At 72.4% G+C, this 17547-nt stretch carries 16 protein-coding genes; 10 read left to right on the forward strand and 6 right to left on the reverse strand.

Going from position 1 to position 17547, the window contains the following annotated elements; all coding sequences use genetic code 11:
• Positions 1 to 79: 79 nt before the first annotated feature.
• Positions 80 to 1954 (reverse strand): RICIN domain-containing protein, encoded by a 1875-nt coding sequence (locus tag ACH5HR_RS06380; RefSeq protein ID WP_416476832.1) that lies wholly within the window; start codon positions 1952 to 1954, stop codon positions 80 to 82.
• Between the two features lie 65 nt (positions 1955 to 2019).
• Between ACH5HR_RS06380 and ACH5HR_RS06385 the strand changes: the two genes are divergently transcribed.
• Together ACH5HR_RS06385 and ACH5HR_RS06390 are read left to right on the forward strand one after the other, a co-directional pair.
• A complete protein-coding gene (locus ACH5HR_RS06385) occupies positions 2020 to 2211 on the forward strand; it encodes a hypothetical protein (protein WP_416476833.1) in 192 nt (63 codons plus the stop codon).
• Positions 2208 to 2477, forward strand: a complete 270-nt coding sequence (locus ACH5HR_RS06390; protein WP_416476834.1) for a hypothetical protein — start codon at positions 2208 to 2210, stop codon at positions 2475 to 2477. Before ACH5HR_RS06385 ends, ACH5HR_RS06390 begins: the two co-directional genes overlap by 4 nt.
• A 165-nt stretch (positions 2478 to 2642) precedes the next feature.
• Here ACH5HR_RS06390 and ACH5HR_RS06395 read toward each other — a convergent pair whose 3' ends face one another.
• A complete protein-coding gene (locus ACH5HR_RS06395; protein WP_416476835.1) occupies positions 2643 to 3068 on the reverse strand; it encodes a hypothetical protein in 426 nt (141 codons plus the stop codon).
• 128 nt (positions 3069 to 3196) lie between these two features.
• On the opposite strand from ACH5HR_RS06395, the gene galE reads away from it, so the two are divergent.
• A complete protein-coding gene (gene galE / locus ACH5HR_RS06400) occupies positions 3197 to 4309 on the forward strand; it encodes a UDP-glucose 4-epimerase GalE (RefSeq protein ID WP_416476836.1) in 1113 nt (370 codons plus the stop codon).
• 3 nt (positions 4310 to 4312) lie between these two features.
• Here galE and ACH5HR_RS06405 read toward each other — a convergent pair whose 3' ends face one another.
• From ACH5HR_RS06405 to ACH5HR_RS06420, 4 genes are read right to left on the reverse strand one after another with little or no spacing between them, the layout of a single operon-like run.
• A complete protein-coding gene (locus tag ACH5HR_RS06405) occupies positions 4313 to 5275 on the reverse strand; it encodes a TAXI family TRAP transporter solute-binding subunit (protein ID WP_416476837.1) in 963 nt (320 codons plus the stop codon).
• A complete protein-coding gene (locus ACH5HR_RS06410) occupies positions 5272 to 6630 on the reverse strand; it encodes a sensor histidine kinase (RefSeq protein ID WP_416476838.1) in 1359 nt (452 codons plus the stop codon). Before ACH5HR_RS06410 ends, ACH5HR_RS06405 begins: the two co-directional genes overlap by 4 nt.
• 1 nt (position 6631) lies before the next feature.
• The gene (locus ACH5HR_RS06415; RefSeq protein WP_402373034.1) at positions 6632 to 7309 is read right to left on the reverse strand and encodes a response regulator transcription factor; all 678 of its coding nucleotides are present in this window, start codon (positions 7307 to 7309) and stop codon (positions 6632 to 6634) included.
• A 42-nt stretch (positions 7310 to 7351) separates the two neighbouring features.
• Positions 7352 to 7474 carry a hypothetical protein gene (locus ACH5HR_RS06420; protein WP_416476840.1) on the reverse strand — a complete coding sequence of 41 codons (123 nt, stop codon included), beginning with the start codon at positions 7472 to 7474 and terminating at the stop codon, positions 7352 to 7354.
• Positions 7475 to 7614: 140 nt separating this feature from the next.
• On the opposite strand from ACH5HR_RS06420, the gene ACH5HR_RS06425 reads away from it, so the two are divergent.
• The 7 genes from ACH5HR_RS06425 (at position 7615) to nhaA (ending at position 17547) form a co-directional block, all read left to right on the forward strand.
• Positions 7615 to 8031 carry a MerR family transcriptional regulator gene (locus ACH5HR_RS06425; protein WP_416476841.1) on the forward strand — a complete coding sequence of 139 codons (417 nt, stop codon included), beginning with the start codon at positions 7615 to 7617 and terminating at the stop codon, positions 8029 to 8031.
• Positions 8028 to 9620, forward strand: a complete 1593-nt coding sequence (locus tag ACH5HR_RS06430) for a peptide chain release factor 3 (RefSeq protein WP_416476843.1) — start codon at positions 8028 to 8030, stop codon at positions 9618 to 9620. The genes ACH5HR_RS06425 and ACH5HR_RS06430 overlap by 4 nt, the downstream gene beginning before the upstream one ends.
• Positions 9621 to 9788: 168 nt before the next feature.
• Positions 9789 to 11360, forward strand: coding sequence for a SulP family inorganic anion transporter (locus ACH5HR_RS06435; protein ID WP_416476844.1), 1572 nt, complete (start codon positions 9789 to 9791; stop codon positions 11358 to 11360).
• Between the two features lies 1 nt (position 11361).
• Positions 11362 to 13047, forward strand: coding sequence for a ribonuclease J (locus ACH5HR_RS06440; RefSeq protein WP_416476846.1), 1686 nt, complete (start codon positions 11362 to 11364; stop codon positions 13045 to 13047).
• A 125-nt stretch (positions 13048 to 13172) separates the two neighbouring features.
• On the forward strand, positions 13173 to 14009 hold the full coding sequence (locus tag ACH5HR_RS06445; protein WP_402373019.1) for a Cof-type HAD-IIB family hydrolase: 837 nt from the start codon (positions 13173 to 13175) through the stop codon (positions 14007 to 14009).
• A gap of 118 nt (positions 14010 to 14127) precedes the next feature.
• Entirely contained in the window at positions 14128 to 15609 is a 1482-nt protein-coding gene (locus ACH5HR_RS06450; protein WP_416476848.1) for an RICIN domain-containing protein, read from the forward strand.
• Between the two features lie 93 nt (positions 15610 to 15702).
• Positions 15703 to 17547, forward strand: a complete 1845-nt coding sequence (gene nhaA / locus ACH5HR_RS06455; protein ID WP_416476849.1) for a Na+/H+ antiporter NhaA — start codon at positions 15703 to 15705, stop codon at positions 17545 to 17547.

Raw genomic sequence — 17547 nt, forward strand, 5'->3', positions numbered from 1 at the left:
CGGTCCGGGGATCTGCGTTCCAGGCTAGCGCCGCACCCGCCAGAAAGGGGGGGCGAACCCTGCCGAGGCACGTTCGGCACTACCTCGCGGCCCAGGGGCCGTGGGCGTCGCCGGGCTCCTGGTTGCGGGTCCACCACTGCGCCACGTAGGTCTCGCCGTCGTGCACGACGACGTCACCGGCGGTGAACACGCGCGACGGTGTCCACAGGGCGTCGCCCGACGCCGTGCGGACCGTCTCCTGCCACGAGCCCCACACGGCCTGGCCCGGAGCATCCCGGGTCCACCACTGCGCCACGTGGTACGAGCCGTCGTGGAACACCGCGTCGCCACCGGTGTAGGTCGCGCCCTCCTCCCACGCCGGCGTGGCCTCGCCCGGCACCTTCGCCATGACCTCGATCTCGCTGACGACCAGGTGCGTCGCCTCCTGGGCGGTCAGCACGACCCGGACGGCGTCGCTGCGCACGTCCGCCGCGACCTCGGCCACCGGCGCCCCGCCGTCCTGCGTCACCTCGACCGGGTCCCCGACGGCCTGCCACGCGCCGTCGACGTGCGCCTCGACCTGGACGCTCCGCGCCCAGCTCGGGTGCGAGCCGTCGACGTAGAAGTACACGTCGACGCCCGTGACGTCGCGCTGCCGGGGCAGGTTCACCGTGAGGGTGTCGGTCGGGTTCTTGTCGCCCGACCGCCAGTTGGACCAGCCCTTGTCGCTCCGGTCGCCGTCGACCACCCGGTCCGCCGGGTAGCCCGGCTCGGTGTACGTGGCCGACACGGTGGTGCCGTCGGCCGTCGCGGCGTTCGCCTCGCCGGGCTCGGTGACCAGCACCCGCACGGTGGCCGGCAGCGTGCCGCCCGCGCCGGCGTCGGCGGTCCCGGAGAGCTGGACCACGCCGATCTCGTCGTACACGCCGTCGGTCGCCTCCTGCCACGTCACCGCGCGCTCCACGTCGACGCCGCGGGCCGTCACAGCCGTCACCGTGGCGGGCAGCTCCGGCTCACCACCGACGTACGTCGACGCGGACGCCGTGCGCGTCGAGTCGAGCACGTCGACGGTGACGGTCGCCGTCGCGGCGACCGTGCCGCCGGCCGGGTCCGCCACCGTGCCGGTCACCTCCACGGTGCCCGCCTCGGCCCAGGCGTCGTCGCCCGGGACGTCCCAGACGACGGGCAGCGCGTCCCCCGCACCGTCCGGGTACACGGGCGTGACCGTCTCCGGCAGCAGCGGCACCGCGCCGGGGGTGGTGAAGACGTCGACCGGCTCCGTGCCGAGCAGCGTCTCGTCCACGATCTCCCAGCGCTGGTTGGCACCGGAGTTGGCCCGGTAGGTCCCCACCGGAGAGCCGTCCGTCGTGGCGCCGCCGCCCACTTCGAGCAACGTGCCCGACGACGCGTTCACCAGCGTGTACGTGCCGTCGCCCGTGGTCGACAGGATCCAGCGTGCCGCCTCGGGAGCGTCCGCCGGGTCGGCGGACGCCTCGACCAGCACGGCCGAGGTGTCCGTGTCGACGGCGAGCTGCTCACCGGTGGCCACGTTGGTCACCGCGTACCGCGCCCGGTGCGAGCCCCAGCCCTCCGGGGCGCCCAGGTCCGTCAGCGTCCAGAGCTGGTCCGCCGCGGCGTCGTCGGTGGCGATCTGCAGCCCGTCGCCGGCCGGGGCCAGCGAGCGGTCGGACTGCACGCCGTCGATCCGGTAGACGTGGCCCTCCTGGACGAGCGGGGCGTCGTCGGCCACGCCGGAGACGCCGTCGACGACGAAGGTGGTGACGGACTCGGCAGGCACGGTCAGCGTGGCGCTCGCCGCGCCGTCGGCCTCCTCCACCTCGACCGGGTCGCCCTCGACGAGGTAGCCGTCGGCGGAGGTGACCACCGGGGTGACGGTGGCGGCGGCGGCCACCTCGCCGAAGCCGGAGAGATCCAGAGCGACCGTGCGCGCGGACGTCTCGTCGTTGACGTGCACGACGGCGGCCTGGTCGCCGGAGGCGGAGACGGCCGCGGTGCTGCAACCCGCTCCCGCTGGGCTTCATGGCGCTGGCCCTGGCGACCGTCGGGTTCAGCTGCCTGCAGCTCGGCATCCTCGGCCCGGAGGAGGAACGGACCGTGGCGCTGGCCGTGCTCGTGCTCACCGTGCCCCTGCAGTCGCTGGCCGCGATCGTCGGCTTCGGCGCGCGGGACCCGATCGCCGGCACCGGGATGGCCATGGTCGCCGGCGTGTGATGGTCGGCTCGGCGGCGCGGTTCGCGTTGACCGGCGTCGCCGAGCTCACCGGGTCCGGCCCCTGGGAGGCCGTCGCCGGTGTCCTCGGGCTCGTCCTGGCGCTGCTGGCGCTCTACGCCGCCCTCGGGTTCGTCCTCGAGGAGGCCGACCATCCCGTGCGGCTGCCGGTGCTGCGCCGGGGCGACGGGATCAAACCGCTGCGTGACGACCTCGAGGAGCAGGTGGAGGGGATCGCCCGGGCAGCGGGCGTGCGCCAGCAGCTCTGACGCCGCCGAGCCCGGACCGCCACGACAGGTCTCCCGACGCGGGGTCGGGTGGCTGAGTCGACGTGACGTGCGGCGATCGTGCGAGCGGCTTGGTCGACGACGCGGAGCTGCTCGTCAGGGATGGTGGTCGAGCTCGTCCTCGATGACGGCCTTGAGCCGCGGAACCTAGCCGTCAGCGTCCTGGCGCCGCTTCTCGACGGCGTTCTTGAGCAGCAGGGCCGGCAGCAGGAAGTTCGCCAGCAGCGTCACGATCCAGACGATGACCGGGCCGACGATCCATCCCAGCCATCCCGAGATGTCGAGGCCGTCGGGCGCCACGAGGACGGCGATCAGGAGCGCCACGTAGGTGGTGATGAGCCCGACGGCGCTCAGCATCGCGGGAGCGTTGTCGCGGGCCACCTTGGCGAAGAACGGTGTGAGGACGGCCTGGGCGACCGCGAAGACGACCACGGCCAGCACGAACGCCAGCGGGCTCGCCCAGTGGATGTCGAACGTCTGCCAGCCGAGCGCGGCGAACGCCCAGTCGGTCAGGAGCATCCCGACGGCCACGGCGAGCAGCAGGACCGCGGTCCGGGCCAGGAGTCTCAGCATGGCGCCAGCGTGGCACACGTCACACACGTTCGCCCGTGATGCTCTTGACTACCTCAACTCCCCTGGTCTGCACGTCGGGGCACCGCCATCATGGCGGCACGTCAGCAACGTGGTGCGAGGTGTGTCAGATGCGGGTCCTGGTCACGGGCGGCGCGGGCTATCTGGGGTCCCACGTGGTGCTCGCACTGGTCCAGGCGGGCCACGAGGTGGACGTCGTGGACGACTTCTCCCGCGGCACCCCGGCCTCTCTGGCCCGCGGCGAGGCGATCTCCCGGCAGCGGGTGCGCACCCACGCCGCCGACGTCGCCGACATCGACGCCATGGAGCGGATCTTCGCCGGCGCGAACGCCGACGCCGTCGTCCACCTCGCCGGGCTGCGGTCCGCGTCGGAGTGCGTCGACCGGCCCCTGGACGCCTACGAGACCAACCTGACCACCACGTTCACGCTGCTGCGATGCATGACCTGGTACGGCGTCGACCGGCTCGTGCTGTCCTCCTCCGCGGCGGTCTACGGCGATGCCGGGGCCGACGGCGGCACCCCCTTCGCCGAGGACGCCCCGCTCGTACCGGTCTCGACCCTCGGGCGCACCATGGTCACCAACGAGCAGCTGCTGCGCGACGTCGCCCGGGCCGGTGCCGCCCTGCGCGTCGCCGTGCTGCGCTGCTTCAACACCGTCGGCGCCCACCCGTCCGGACGCATCGGCGAGGACCGCAACGGTGCACCGTCCAGCCTGCTGACGCGGCTCGGCGAGGTGGCTCTGGGGCTGCGGGGCCACGTCGAGGTGCACGCCGACGGCCACTCCACCCTCGACGGGACAGCCGTGCGCGACTACGTCCACGTCTCCGACGTCGCGGCAGGCCACGTCGCAGCCCTCGCCGCCCTCGACGAACCGTCCGCGGAGGCCGTGCGGACGTGGAACCTCGGGACGGGCGAGGCCAGCAGCGTGCACCAGGTCCTGCGGACGTTCGCGGAGGTCACCGGTCGCGACGTGCCCCACCGGGTGGTGCCCACGCCGCCGGAGACGGTCACCACGTCGGTCGCCGACACCCGGCGCTCGGCAGCCGAGCTGAGCTGGTCGGCCACCCGGGACCTCACGCAGATCTGCCGGGACCACTGGCGGTGGCAGCAGGAGCACCCCCGCGGCTACCCCTCGACGGTCACCCCGGAGACCCCGTGGCGCCGTGGCGTCGGCCACCGGCTGCGGCTCGTGCCGCCGCTCTCGGCAGCGGTCTCGCGCTGACGGTCACGACTTGACCTCCTGGTAGTACCGCAGCGCCCCGGCCTGCAGCTCGGCCGGCTCGGTGTAGATCGCCCGCGACCGGTCGAGGAGCGCCGCCGAGGGAACGAGCACGGAGATCTCGCTGCGCGTCTCGAAGAGGGTCTGCACCAGCCCGTGCGCGACACCGTCGGGTATGCCGGGGCCGACCACCAGGACGTTGGGGACCGCGAGCGTCTCCACGTCGTCGGCGACACCGTAGACGCCCTCGGGTACCACGCCGTGCCGGTACCCGTGGCCGTACTGGGTGCGCAGTCCGTCGACCACGTCCCCGAGCGGGATCAGCCGGACGGGCATGTCCTGGGACAGTCCCACGATGCCGGGCGTCCGCAGCCCTCCTGACCAGAACACGGCGTCGAGGCTGCCGTGCTCCAGCGCGTCGATCGACTCGGTGATCCCGAGCTCCGTAACCCGCAGGTCGTCGATCGGCACTCCCGCGGCCTCGAGCACCCGGCCCGCGATGAGCGAGGTGCCGGACCGCGGCGCTCCGACGGACACGCGCAGCCCCCGCAGGTCGGTGATCTCCTCGACCGGCGAGTCGGCCGGCACCACCAGGTGCGCGAAGTCGTCGTACACGCGGGCGAGCGCCTTGACCTCGACCGGATCGCTGAAGGCGCCCTCGCCGTCGACGGCGTCCGCCACCGCGTCCGCGGCGCTGAAGGCCACGTCCGCGGTCCCGTCGGCGACGAGCTGCAGGTTGTCCACGGACCCCCCGGTGCTGAGCACCTCCACCTCGATCCCGTACTGGTCGGAGAGCTGCGCCGCGAGCGCCTGGCCGTAGCCGTGGTAGATGCCGCTGGTCCCACCGGTCGCGATGGTCAGGCTCTGGGGACGCTGGCCCTCCCACGGGTCGCTGTCCCCCGCCGTGCACGCCACCAGCAGCGCGGCGGAGGCGAGCAGCGACAGCGCCGTCGCGACGGCCCGCCTCACTCCCCCGCCTCCCAGGCCGGGACCTGCAGCCGCACCCGCAGTCCGCCGTCGTCGGGCAGATCGAGCCGCAGATCGCCGCCCAGCGCGGCGAGAAGCTCCGAGGCGATCGCCAGGCCCAGCCCCGAGCCGCGCACCGAGCTGTGGCCCGGGCTCCGCCAGAAGCGTTCCGTGAGGCGTTCGAGCTGCTCGGCGGGCACGCCCGGCCCGTGGTCGCGGACGACGATCTCGATCCTGCCGGCCTCGCGGACCACGAGGACGTCGACCGGCTCGGACGCCGGCGCGAACTTGATCGCGTTCTCGACGACGGTGTCGAACGCGCTCTCGAGCGCGGTGGGGTCGGCGGCAGCCAGGACCTCGCCGCCGGGCGTGGTGAGCCGGATCTCCCGGTCCGGGTCGAGGACCTTGCGGCCCTCGACGCGCCGCGCCACGAGGTCGGCGACGTCGACGGGCTGCGCGGCGGACATGCTCGTGCCGTCGGCCAGGAGGAGCAGGGCGTCGAGGATCTGCGCCATGCGCTCGGCCTCGGCCCGCACGTGCTCGACGTCGTCCGCGTCCTCGGCCTCGACGGTCAGTGCGAGCGACTCGATGCGCAGCATCAGGGCGTTGAGCGGGTTGCGCAGCTCGTGCGAGGCGTTGGCCACGAACTCCTGCTGGCGGCGCATCAGGTGCTCGACGCGCTCCGCCATCTCGTTGAATCGGCTCACCACCTGGCGCAGCTCGGGCGGCCCGGTCGACGGTGGGATGCGCTCGTCGAGCCGCCCACCGCCCATCTTCTCCATCGCCTGGTCGACGGCGCGGACCGGCCGCAGCACCCAGCCCGCCGTGCGGTCGGCGAGGACCAGCGCGAGCAGCGCCATCACCACGCCCGCCGCACCGAGGAGCGCCCAGCTGTACCAGATCGCGCGCTGCACCTTCACGGCGTCCGACGACGTCACGAGGGCGCCGACCAGGTCCCCGCCGTCGAAGATGGGCTCGGCGACCACGATCCGCTGCGCGTCCCAGGGCCAGAACGTCTCGCGCATCTCCGCGCGGCGGCCCGCGAGCGCCGCGTGCCGTTCCGCGTAGTCGTGGATCTCCAGCCCTTCCGCTGCGACGGTGACCCCGGCCTGGTCGACGACGCCGGCACGGATGCCGTACACCTGCCGGTACCTCTCGAGGTCTCCCGCGACGAGGGACGGGTCGTCGGCGACGATCGCCTGACGGGCGGGCAGCACCAGGTAGCTCGTGTCGCGCAGCCGGTCCAGGAAGACCTCCTGCTGGTGTGCGCGCGTCACGCTCCCCGCGTAGAGCATGCCGAGCAGCAGGATGACCAGGGCGAGCGGCACGTAGACGAGCGCGGCGAGTCGGCTCCGCACGTCACTGCTGCCCGACGCGGTACCCCACGCCGCGCACCGTCTCGACGACGGCGGGCTCGCCGAGCTTGCGGCGCAGGGAGGCGATGTGGACCTCGAGGGTGCGGCCGAGCCCCTTCCAGCTGGAGCCCCACACCTCCCGCAGGATGCGTTCGCGGGCGAGCGCCGTGCCGCGGTGGCGGACCAGCAGCGCGAGCAGGTCGTACTCCTTGCGGGTGAGCGACACGACGTCGCCGTCGGTGCGGCGCACCACGCGGGCGGCGAGGTCGACCTGCACCTCGCCGACGTCGATCCGGGCGACGTCGGCGCGGCCGTCCCACTCCCGGGACCGGCCGCGGCGCAGCACCGCGTCGATGCGGGCGAGGACCTCGCGGATGTCGTACGGCTTGGTCACGTAGTCGTCGGCGCCGAGCTCCAGGCCCCGCACCCGCGACTCGAGCTGGGTACGTGCGGTGACCATGATGATCGGGGTGTCGCAGACCTTGCGCATCCGGCGGCAGACCTCGAACCCGTCCATGTCCGGCAGCGCCAGGTCGAGCAGCACGAGGTCCGTCCGCGGGCTCAGCGCGTCGAGCGCGCTCGCGCCGTCGGCCGCCCGGAGCACCTCGTACCCGTGCTTGCCCAGGACGGAGACGAGCGCGCCGGCGACATGCTCGTTGTCCTCCACGACCAGCAGCTGCACGTTCCGACCGTATCCGAGCACGGACGCGACGGGTAGACGCGGTCAGGACGTGAGCACCCTGGAGCGGGTGATCCGTGGCGGACGCCGCCGTCGGTCCGCGACCGTGATCCCCAGGGCCGCAGCCAGCAGCGGTGCGAGCTCGCCGAGCACCACGGGGTCGATCACGTTCGGACCGCTCGCTCGGGACGCCGGGGCAGCCGGATGACGTGTCCGGCGCCGGTCGCCAGGGAGCGGTACGCATCACAGGAGGGAGCGACGTCCCGTCCCTGCCGCGACGGTAGGGTACGGACGTCGAACGGAGAGCCATGGGACAGGACCGCAAGCAGATCGGCGAGGTGTCGGAGCGTACCGGCCTCTCCCTGCGCACGATCCGCTACTACGAGGAGGTCGGCCTCGTCATCCCGTCCGCGCGCTCGCACGGCGGCTTTCGGCTGTACACCGACTCGGACATCGCGCGGCTCCTGCTCGTCAAGCAGATGAAGCCGCTGGACTTCTCCCTCGAGGAGATGCGCGACCTGCTCACCACGCTCGACGAGCTGGAGCGCGACGACGCCGGTACCGCGGGACGCGAGGCCACGCTCGAACGGCTGAGCACGTTCGAGGCGGCGGCCGAGCTGCGTTGCCAGAGCCTGCGCGCCCAGCTAGAGAGCGCCGAGGAGTTCGCCGGCAACCTGCGCCGCGAGCTGGACGACCGACGCACGGTGGTGGCCGGCTCCCGATGACCACGCTCGCCACCGAGAACACGTCCGTCACGGCCGAGGCCGCCCGACGGCGCAGCATCGCCGTCATCTCCCACCCCGACGCCGGCAAGTCGACGCTCACCGAGGCCCTCGCCCTGCACGCCCACGCCATCGACCAGGCAGGCGCGGTGCACGGCAAGGGCAACCGCTCCGGCGTCGTCTCCGACTGGCTCGAGATGGAGCAGAAGCGCGGCATCTCGATCACCTCGGCCGCGCTGCAGTTCGTCTACCGCGACGTCGTCATCAACCTGCTGGACACCCCGGGGCACGCGGACTTCTCCGAGGACACCTACCGCGTGCTGACCGCGGTCGACGCCGCCGTCATGCTCCTGGACTCCGCGAAGGGCCTGGAGCCGCAGACCCTCAAGCTGTTCGAGGTCTGCCGCCGCCGCGGCGTGCCCGTCATCACCTTCGTCAACAAGTGGGACCGGCCGGGGCGTGAGGTCCTCGACCTCTGCGACGAGCTCGAGGAGCGCATCAGTCTGCGGCCCACGCCGGTGACCTGGCCCGTCGGCGAGGCGGGCCGGTTCCTCGGTCTGCTCGACCGCCAGGACGGCCACGTGACCACCTACCGCCGCGCACCGGGCGGCGCCTCGATCGCCGAGGAGCGCACGCTCGACGCGGCCCGAGCCGCCGAGGAGCTCGACGACGACTACGTCGAGGCGCTCGAGGGCGCCCAGCTCCTGGAACCGGTCGACGTCGGCACGTTCCGCAGCGGCGAGACCACGCCCCTGCTCTTCGGGGCGGCGCTGGCCAACATCGGTGTCCGGCAGCTCCTCGACGCCGTCGTCGACCTCGCCCCCGCGCCGGCCGCACGGCCGACCGCCGACGGCGGCGACCGCCCCGTCGACGCACCGTTCAGCGGGTTCGTGTTCAAGATGCAGGCCGGGATGGACCCCAAGCACCGCGACCACGTCGCGTACATCCGGGTGTGCTCCGGGCGGTTCGAGCGTGGCATGAACGTCACGCACCAGCGCACCGGGCGGCCGTTCGCGACGAAGTACGCCCTGTCGGTGTTCGGCCGCGAGCGCTCGACCGTGGAGGACGCCTACCCCGGTGACGTCGTCGGGCTGGTGAACGCGGGCGCGCTGGCCGTCGGCGACACCGTCCACGAGCCGTCCGGCCCGTCCGTGCGGTTCCCGCCGATGCCGGCGTTCGAGCCCGAGCACTTCGCCGTCGCACGGTCCTCCGACCCGGGACGCTCGAAGCAGTTCCGCAAGGGCATGGCCCAGCTCGAGCAGGAGGGCGTCGTCCAGGTCCTCGTCTCCGACCTGCGCGGCGACGCCAGCCCGGTCCTCGCGGCGGTCGGTCCGCTGCAGTTCGAGGTCGCCGCGTTCCGCATGGAGCACGAGTTCTCGGCGCCGATGGTCCTCGAGACCCTCCCGCTCTCGGTCGCGCGCTACGTCGACCCCGAGCACGCCGCCACGGTCGCGGCCTACCCGGGGGCCGAGGTCGCGCGTCGCCGCGACGGCGCCACCCTGGCGCTGCTGCGCGACGTGTGGCACGCCCGTGCCTTCGAACGCGGCCACCCGGACATCGCCCTGGACCCGCTGACACCAAACCTGCCTTGACGTCAGGGTAGAGTTCTCCACGGCTCACCCTTTCTGCGCCGTCACCGGCGCGACCGAGCCCACCTTCTTCCCGTGCGCAGCGTCGCGTGCGCTGTCCTTGTCCATCCCGACCGTGTCTCGCGACCCGGTCCGCGGGCGTGCGCGCCCACCGAAGCCGAAAGATGCTGCGTGCCGAACGACGCCCGTGCTCCCTTGCCCGATCCCGCCCCCGTGCCGCGGCCCGTCACCGGTGCGCCCGAGGCGGGCCAGACCTACTCCGTGCTGACGGCGCTGCGGTCCGCCCGGATCCTCAGGACCGAGGTCCTGGCGGGTCTCGTCGTCGCTCTCGCGCTCATCCCGGAGGCGATCGCGTTCTCGATCATCGCGGGCGTCGACCCACGGCTGGGGCTGTTCGCGTCGTTCACGATGGCGGTCTCGATCTCGTTCCTCGGCGGCCGGCCCGCCATGATCTCCGCCGCCACCGGGGCGGTCGCCCTGGTCATCGCACCCGTGGCCCGCGACCATGGCATCGAGTACTTCATCGCCACGGTGATCCTCGCCGGCGTCTTCCAGGTGGCCCTCGGCCTGCTGGGCATCGCCCGGCTCATGCGGTTCATCCCGCGCTCGGTGATGGTCGGGTTCGTCAACGCCCTGGCGATCCTCATCTTCACCTCGCAGCTCCCGCACCTGTTCGGTGACAAGGTCACGGCCGGCAACCGCTGGTGGATCTATGGCCTGGTGATCGTCGGCCTCGTGATCATGGTGCTGCTCCCGCGGCTGACCAAGGTGGTCCCCGCGCCGCTCGTCGCCATCGTGCTCATCACGAGCGCGACCGTCCTCGCCGCGATCAACGTCCCGACTGTCGGCGACGAGGGCGAGCTGCCCCAGTCGCTGCCGTCGCTGCTCGTGCCGGACGTGCCGCTGAACATCGAGACGTTCCAGATCATCGCCCCGGTCGCGCTGGCCATGGCCCTGGTGGGCCTCCTCGAGTCGCTGCTGACCGCCAAGCTGGTCGACGACGTCACCGACACGCACTCGAACAAGACGCGCGAGGCGTGGGGTCAGGGAGCCGCCAACATCATCACCGGGTTCTTCGGGGGCATGGGCGGCTGCGCGATGATCGGCCAGACCATGATCAACGTGAAGGTGTCCGGCGCGCGCACCCGGATCTCGACGTTCCTCGCCGGCGTGTTCCTGCTGGTCCTCGTCGTCGGGCTCGGCGACGTGGTCGCCGTCATCCCGATGGCCGCGCTCGTCGCCGTCATGATCATGGTGTCCGTCGGCACGTTCGACTGGCACTCGGTCCGGCCCGGCACGCTGCGGCGGATGCCCCGCTCGGAGACGGCCGTGATGCTGTCCACCGTGATCGTCACGGTCTGGACCCACAACCTGGCCTACGGCGTCGGCGTCGGCGTCCTGGTCGCGATGGCGCTCTTCGCGCGCCGCGTGGCCCACTTCACCACCGTGACGCGCCTCGACGCATCAGATGCTGACGACGAGCGCGTCTACGCCGTCGAGGGCGAGCTGTTCTTCGCGTCCTCGAACGATCTCGTCTACCAGTTCGACTACTCAGGAGACCCGCACCGTATCGTGATCGACATGACCAATGCCCACGTCTGGGACGCCTCGACGGTCGCAAGCCTCGACGCAGTCCGCACCAAGTACGAGTCGAAGGGCAAGACCGTCAGGATCGTCGGCGCGAACCCTGACACCGCGGCGAGGCTCGACCGCCTCGCCGGCACGCTGGACGGGGGGAGCTGAGATGCACACCGCTCCCCGTGACCTGACGCGCCCTCCCCGGCTCTCCCGCAAGGCTCTGCGGATCACGCCGCTCGGCGGCGTCGGCGAGATCGGCCGCAACATGACGGTCTTCGAGCAGTCCGGGCGACTCCTCGTCGTCGACTGCGGCGTCCTCTTCCCCGAGGACCACCAGCCCGGCGTCGACGTGATCCTCCCCGACTTCGCGAGCATCACCGACCGGCTCGACGACATCGAGGCGATCGTCCTCACGCACGGGCACGAGGACCACATCGGTGGCGTGCCGTACCTGCTGAAGCTCCGTCCGGACATCCCCCTCGTCGGGTCCGAGCTGACGCTGGCGTTCATCGCCGAGAAGCTCAAGGAGCACGGCATCAAGCCGGTCCTGAAGCGGGTCGAGGCGACCGACCGGTACTCCACCGGCCCGTTCGACCTCGAGTTCATCGCCGTGAACCACTCGATCCCGGACGGTCTCGCCGTCGTCATCCGCACCGCCGCGGGCTCCGTGCTGCACACCGGAGACTTCCGGATGGACCAGTTCCCGCTCGACGGGCGGCTGACCGACCTGCGGGCCTTCGGCCGCATCGGCGAGGAGGGCCTCGACCTGCTGCTGGTCGACTCCACCAACGCCGAGGTCCCCGGCTTCTCGATCTCCGAGAGCGACCTGGTCCCGGCGATCGAACAGGTCTTCCGCACCACCCCGGGCCGGGTGATCGTCTCCAGCTTCGCCAGTCACGTCCACCGGATCCAGCAGGTGCTGGACGCCTCCCACGCGGTCGGCCGCAAGGTGTCCTTCGTGGGCCGCTCGATGGTCCGCAACATGCGGATCGCGCGCGAGCTCGGATACCTCACGGTCCCGCGCGGCATGGTGATCGACTACAAGAAGACGCGTGGCATGGCGCCCGAGCAGGTGACGCTGATCTGCACCGGGTCCCAGGGCGAGCCGTTGGCCGCGCTGTCCCGCATGGCCAACGAGTCGCACGAGGTCCGCATCAGCGAGGGCGACACCGTGCTGCTGGCCAGCTCGCTGATCCCGGGCAACGAGAACGCGATCTACGGGATCATCAACAAGCTGACGGACCTCGGCGCGAACGTCGTGCACAAGGGCAACGCCCGCGTGCACGTCTCGGGCCACGCCAGCGCCGGCGAGCTCGTCTACTGCTACAACATCCTCAAGCCGCGCAACGTCATGCCGGTCCACGGCGAGCCCAAGCACCTGCACGCCAACGGTGCGCTCGCCGAGCGCACCGGCGTCGACCCGGAGAAGGTGCTGATCACCCGTGACGGCGTGGTCGTCGACCTCGTCGACGGCACCGCGAAGATCGTCGGCCAGGTCCAGGCGGACCTCGTGTTCGTCGACGGACAGACGGTGGGCCACGCGACCGAGGACACGCTCGCGGAGCGTCGCCAGCTCAGCGCCGGCGGCGTGCTGACCGTGCTCGTGCTGCTGAAGCCGGGCACGACGGAGCTCGCCGAGCCCCCGGAGTACCTGCACCGCGGGTTCGTCCAGAGCCCGGAGAGCCTCGAGGCGGCCACCAAGGCCCTGACGAAGGCGCTCGGCGACGCCGCGGAGCGCGGCATCACCGAGGGCGAGGAGCTCGAGAAGCGTCTGGCGGGTGCCGTCGGGCGGTCGCTGGCCCGCACCTCCCGCCGCGAGCCGGTCGTCATCGCCCTGGTGCTCGACGCCTGACCCTCCTCCGGTCGCCGAATATGTGGATCGGGACCGGTATGCGTCGCATACCGGTCCCGATCCACCTATTCGGCACGCCACGGACGGCGGTGCACGCGTCGCCGTCCCCGGCCGATCATGGAACCATGCCACTGCCCTCGCTCCCCCGCCCGGACCAGGTCCGCCTGGTCGTCACCGACATGGACGGCACCCTGCTCGACCCCGACGGCGCCGTCCCCGACGGCCTGTGGCCGCTGCTCGAGCGCATGCACGACGCCGGCATCGCGTTCGTCCCCGCCTCCGGACGTCAGCACGCCACCATCGCCGCGTCCTTCCCGCCTGCCACCACCCCCGGCCACGACGAGCTGGTGATCATCGCCGAGAACGGCACCCTCGTCACGCGCGGCGGGGCCGAGGTGTCCTCCGAGACGCTCGACCGGGACGGCGTCACCGCCGTCGTCCACGCCGTGCGCGGACTGGGCACCAGCCGGGACGGTGGCGCCGTCCTCGCCGGCAAGCGGGGCGCCTACGTCGAGCGCGCGGACGCGCGGTTCGTCGACCACGTGCGCACCTACTACCTCGAGCTGGAGGTCGTCGAGGACCTGCTCGCCGTCGACGACGACGTCCTCAAGGTCGCCGTGTACGACGACGTCGACTCGGCCACCGGCACGCTGCCCGTGCTCGAGCACCTGCGCGCCACCCACCAGGTCGTGGTGTCCAGCCCGCACTGGATCGACGTCATGCCCACCGGTGTCAACAAGGGCCGCGGCCTGCGCCGGCTCCAGGCCGAGCTCGGCGTGACGCCCGCGCAGACGATGGTGTTCGGCGACTACCTCAACGACATCGAGATGCTCGACGCCGCCGAGTGGTCGTTCGCCATGGCCGGGGCCCACCCCGACGTCCTGGCGCACGCCCGGCACACCGCACCGAGCAACGCCGAGCACGGCGTGGTCCGGGTGCTCGAGGCGCTCTTCGCGGACTGAGGCCGGCCGGCGCCGTGCCGGCCCACCCACGGTGGCCGGGCCGGCACGAGCCGTTGCCATCGCATCTACATCGATGTAAGTTTGCGGTGCTCGCGACCACCCTCAACGTGGAGGACCCATGGAAGCCCGCACCATCGCCCGAGCTCAGCACACCCGGCACTCCCGGCGCACCGTCGCGGCACTCCTCGCCGCGTTCGTCACGGCACTCGCGCTCGCCGCCGGCTGGACCGTCGCCGCCGGCATCCCGGCCCGCGCGGCCACCGTCGACCCGAACGCCTGGTACGTGCTCGTCAACCAGCACAGCGGCAAGGCGCTCGACGTCTACGAGGCCGCCACCGACGACGGCGCCGGCATCGTCCAGTGGGAGCGCAACGACGGCGCCTGGCAGCAGTGGCGGTTCCTCGACTCCGGGGACGGCTATCACCGGCTGCAGTCGCGGCACAGCGGCAAGGTCCTCGACGTCTCCGGCCGGTCGACCGCCGACGGCGCGGACGTGGTCCAGTGGGCCGACACCGGTGGGACGAACCAGCAGTTCCGCCTGGTCGACTCCGCCGACGGGACCGTCCGGCTGGTCAACCGCAACAGCGGCAAGGCGCTCGAGGTGTGGGAGTGGTCGACCGCCGACGGCGCCCGCGTCTCGCAGTTCGACGACCTCGACGGCGCGAACCAGCGCTGGAGCCTCGTACGCGTCGAGGGCGGTGGCGACGGCGGGACCGGGACGAGCTACCCCGGACCCGGCCCCGTCACCGGCGACACCGGCCTGCACGACCCCGAGGTGACCCGGACGCCGTCCGGCGGCTACCTCGTGGCGAGCACCGGGCCCGGCGTCCCGCTCAAGACGTCGGACGACCGCACGCACTGGACCGACGCCGGCTCGGCGTTCCCCGACGGCACGCCGTGGGCCGACCCCTACACCGGCGGCAGCGCCCACCTGTGGGCGCCCGAGATCCACCACACGAACGGTCAGTACTACCTCTGGTACTCGGCGTCGTCATTCGGCGAGAACACCTCGGCGATCTTCCTGGCCACCAGCCCGTCCGGGGCCGCGGGCACCTGGACGCACCGCGGGAAGGTCGTCGAGTCCGGTGCGGGCGACGACTTCAACGCCATCGACCCCGACGTCTTCGTCGATGCCGACGGCTCCTGGTGGATGAGCTTCGGCTCGTTCTGGTCCGGCATCAAGATGATCCGCCTCGACCCGGCCACCGGGGAACGCTCCGGGTCGGCGTTCCACTCGATCGCCGGCCGCGGCGGCGGCGCGATCGAGGCGCCGAGCATCCACCACCGCGACGGCTACTACTACCTGTACGTGTCGTTCGACTCCTGCTGCCAGGGCGCCGACAGCACGTACCGCGTCATGGTGGGCCGCTCGACCTCGGTCACCGGCCCGTACGTGGACCAGGCCGGCGTGCCGATGACGGCCGGCGGCGGCACGGAGGTCCTGGCGAGCCACGGCTCGGTCCACGGCCCGGGCCACCAGACCGTCTTCAGCGACGCCGACGCCGACGTGCTGATGTACCACTACTACGCGGCGTCGGGAGCGTCGTTCCTGGGGATCAACCTGCTCCGGTACGACGACGGCTGGCCGTCGGTGTACTGACACCCGGACGCCGGGTGAGGCGCGCCACGATCCGCGTCCACCCGGCGTCGGCCGCAGTAGGCTTCCGGGGTGCGTCTCTGGACGGGAGCGACGATGGCCGGACGACCGCTGGCAGCCTGGCTGCGTACCGACTCGGGTGCCGCCCTGCTGCTCCTGGCCGTCACCGCGCTCGCCCTGCTCTGGGCCAACTCGCCGCTGTCCGGCTCGTACGAGCACCTGTGGGAGACGCCGATCAACATCGAGGTCGGCGAGCTCGCCTTCGACATGGACCTGCACCACTGGATCAACGACGGCCTCATGGTGCTGTTCTTCTTCGTCGTCGGCCTCGAGGTACGCCAGGAGCTCTCGATCGGCTCCCTCCGCCGGCGCAGCCAGCGCCTGGTCCCGCTCGTCGCCGGCACCGTCGGCGTCGCGGTCCCCGCGCTGATCTATCTCGCGGTGGCCGGCCGGCAGGCACCCGAGGGCTGGGGCGTCGTCGTCGGCACGGACACCGCGTTCCTGCTCGGCGTGCTCGCCCTCGTCGGCCCGGCGATGTCGAACCAGCTCCGCGTCTTCCTGCTGACCCTGTCGGTGGTGGACGACTTCCTCGCGGTGACGATCATCGGCGTCGTCTACTCCGACGCGATACGGGTCGGCCCGCTGCTCCTCGCGCTGGCGTGCCTCGGCGCGCTGTGGCTGCTGGGCCGCATGCGCGAGTGGCGCAGCGCCCCGTACGTGGTCGTGGTGGTCGTGCTGTGGGGGGCCACCGTGCAGGCCGGGGTGCACCCGTCCATCGCCGGGATGCTCGCAGGCCTGCTGGTGCCCGCCGCGCTCACCCGCCGTGACGACGTCGTGCGGACCAAGAACCTGTACCGCGCCTACTGGCAGTCCCCCAGCGCGAGCGTCGCCCGCGACGTCCACCTCGGCCTGGCGCGGTCCATCTCGGTGAACCACCGGCTGCACCAGGTGCTCAACACCCCGGTGCTCCTCGTCGTCGTGCCGCTGTTCGCGCTCGCGAACGCCGGGATCGAGCTGCGGGGCGGCGCGCTCGGCGACGCGCTGGGCTCGTCGATCACGTGGGGCGTGGTCGCCGGGCTGGTCGTCGGCAAGCTGGTGGGCATCAGCGTCGGCACGTGGGTGGCCGTCCGGCTCGGGCTCGGCACCCTGCCCGACGGCGTGGGGCCCGGCAGCGTGCTCGGCGGCGCGGCCCTGTCCGGGATCGGCTTCACCGTCTCGCTGCTCGTGGTCGACCTGGCCTTCGACGACGCGGCACAGCGCCAGGCCGCCACCGTGGGCGTGCTGCTCGCGCTGGTGATCGCCTCGCTGGTCGCCTGGGCACTGTTCGCCACAGCACGGGTGCGGTGGGGCGAGGAGAGCGCCGACCTGCCCCTGACGCTGGACCCGCCGGTCGACCTGCGCCACGACCACGTGCGGGGCGACCCCGACGCGCCGCACACCGTGGTGGAGTACTTCGACTTCGAGTGCCCGTTCTGCGCCCGGACCACCGGGATGTGGCGGGACCTGCGCGACCACTTCGGCGACCGCGTCCGGTACGTGGTGCGTCACCTGCCGCAGGAGGACGTGCACCCTCGGGCGCTGCTCGCCGCCGTCGCGTCGGAGGCGGCGGCGCGGCAGGGCCGCTTCTGGGAGATGCACGACCTGCTGTTCGCCCACCAGTCCCGCCTCGAGGCGGAGGACCTGCGCGGCTACGCCGAGGAGCTCGGCCTGGACCTGGAGCAGTTCGACGCCGACCTCGCCGACGACGCCCTGCACGCCCTCGTGCAGGACCACACCGTCAGCGCGGCGGCCAGCGGCGCCCGCGGGACACCGACGTTCTTCCTCGACGGCACCCGTCACCAGGGCTCCCACGACGCCCAGACGCTCATCGCGACGCTCGAGGCACTGGACAGCGCCGACGGCCTCGCCGACCCGTCCCCACAACGCCGACGACGGCGCTGA

This window comes from Isoptericola maris, from assembly GCF_048065335.1.
GTDB lineage: Bacteria > Actinomycetota > Actinomycetes > Actinomycetales > Cellulomonadaceae > Isoptericola > Isoptericola rhizosphaerae.

Excerpts from the sequence above, each read along its gene's own strand:
- ACH5HR_RS06385 (WP_416476833.1), top strand. The coding sequence starts at position 2,020 with ATGGCGCTGGCCCTGGCGACCGTCGGGTTCAGCTGCCTGCAGCTCGGC.
- ACH5HR_RS06395 (WP_416476835.1), bottom strand. The coding sequence starts at position 3,068 with ATGCTGAGACTCCTGGCCCGGACCGCGGTCCTGCTGCTCGCCGTGGCC.
- galE (WP_416476836.1), top strand. The coding sequence starts at position 3,197 with ATGCGGGTCCTGGTCACGGGCGGCGCGGGCTATCTGGGGTCCCACGTG.
- ACH5HR_RS06425 (WP_416476841.1), top strand. The coding sequence starts at position 7,615 with ATGGGACAGGACCGCAAGCAGATCGGCGAGGTGTCGGAGCGTACCGGC.
- ACH5HR_RS06430 (WP_416476843.1), top strand. The coding sequence starts at position 8,028 with ATGACCACGCTCGCCACCGAGAACACGTCCGTCACGGCCGAGGCCGCC.
- ACH5HR_RS06440 (WP_416476846.1), top strand. The coding sequence starts at position 11,362 with ATGCACACCGCTCCCCGTGACCTGACGCGCCCTCCCCGGCTCTCCCGC.
- ACH5HR_RS06445 (WP_402373019.1), top strand. The coding sequence starts at position 13,173 with ATGCCACTGCCCTCGCTCCCCCGCCCGGACCAGGTCCGCCTGGTCGTC.
- ACH5HR_RS06450 (WP_416476848.1), top strand. The coding sequence starts at position 14,128 with ATGGAAGCCCGCACCATCGCCCGAGCTCAGCACACCCGGCACTCCCGG.
- nhaA (WP_416476849.1), top strand. The coding sequence starts at position 15,703 with ATGGCCGGACGACCGCTGGCAGCCTGGCTGCGTACCGACTCGGGTGCC.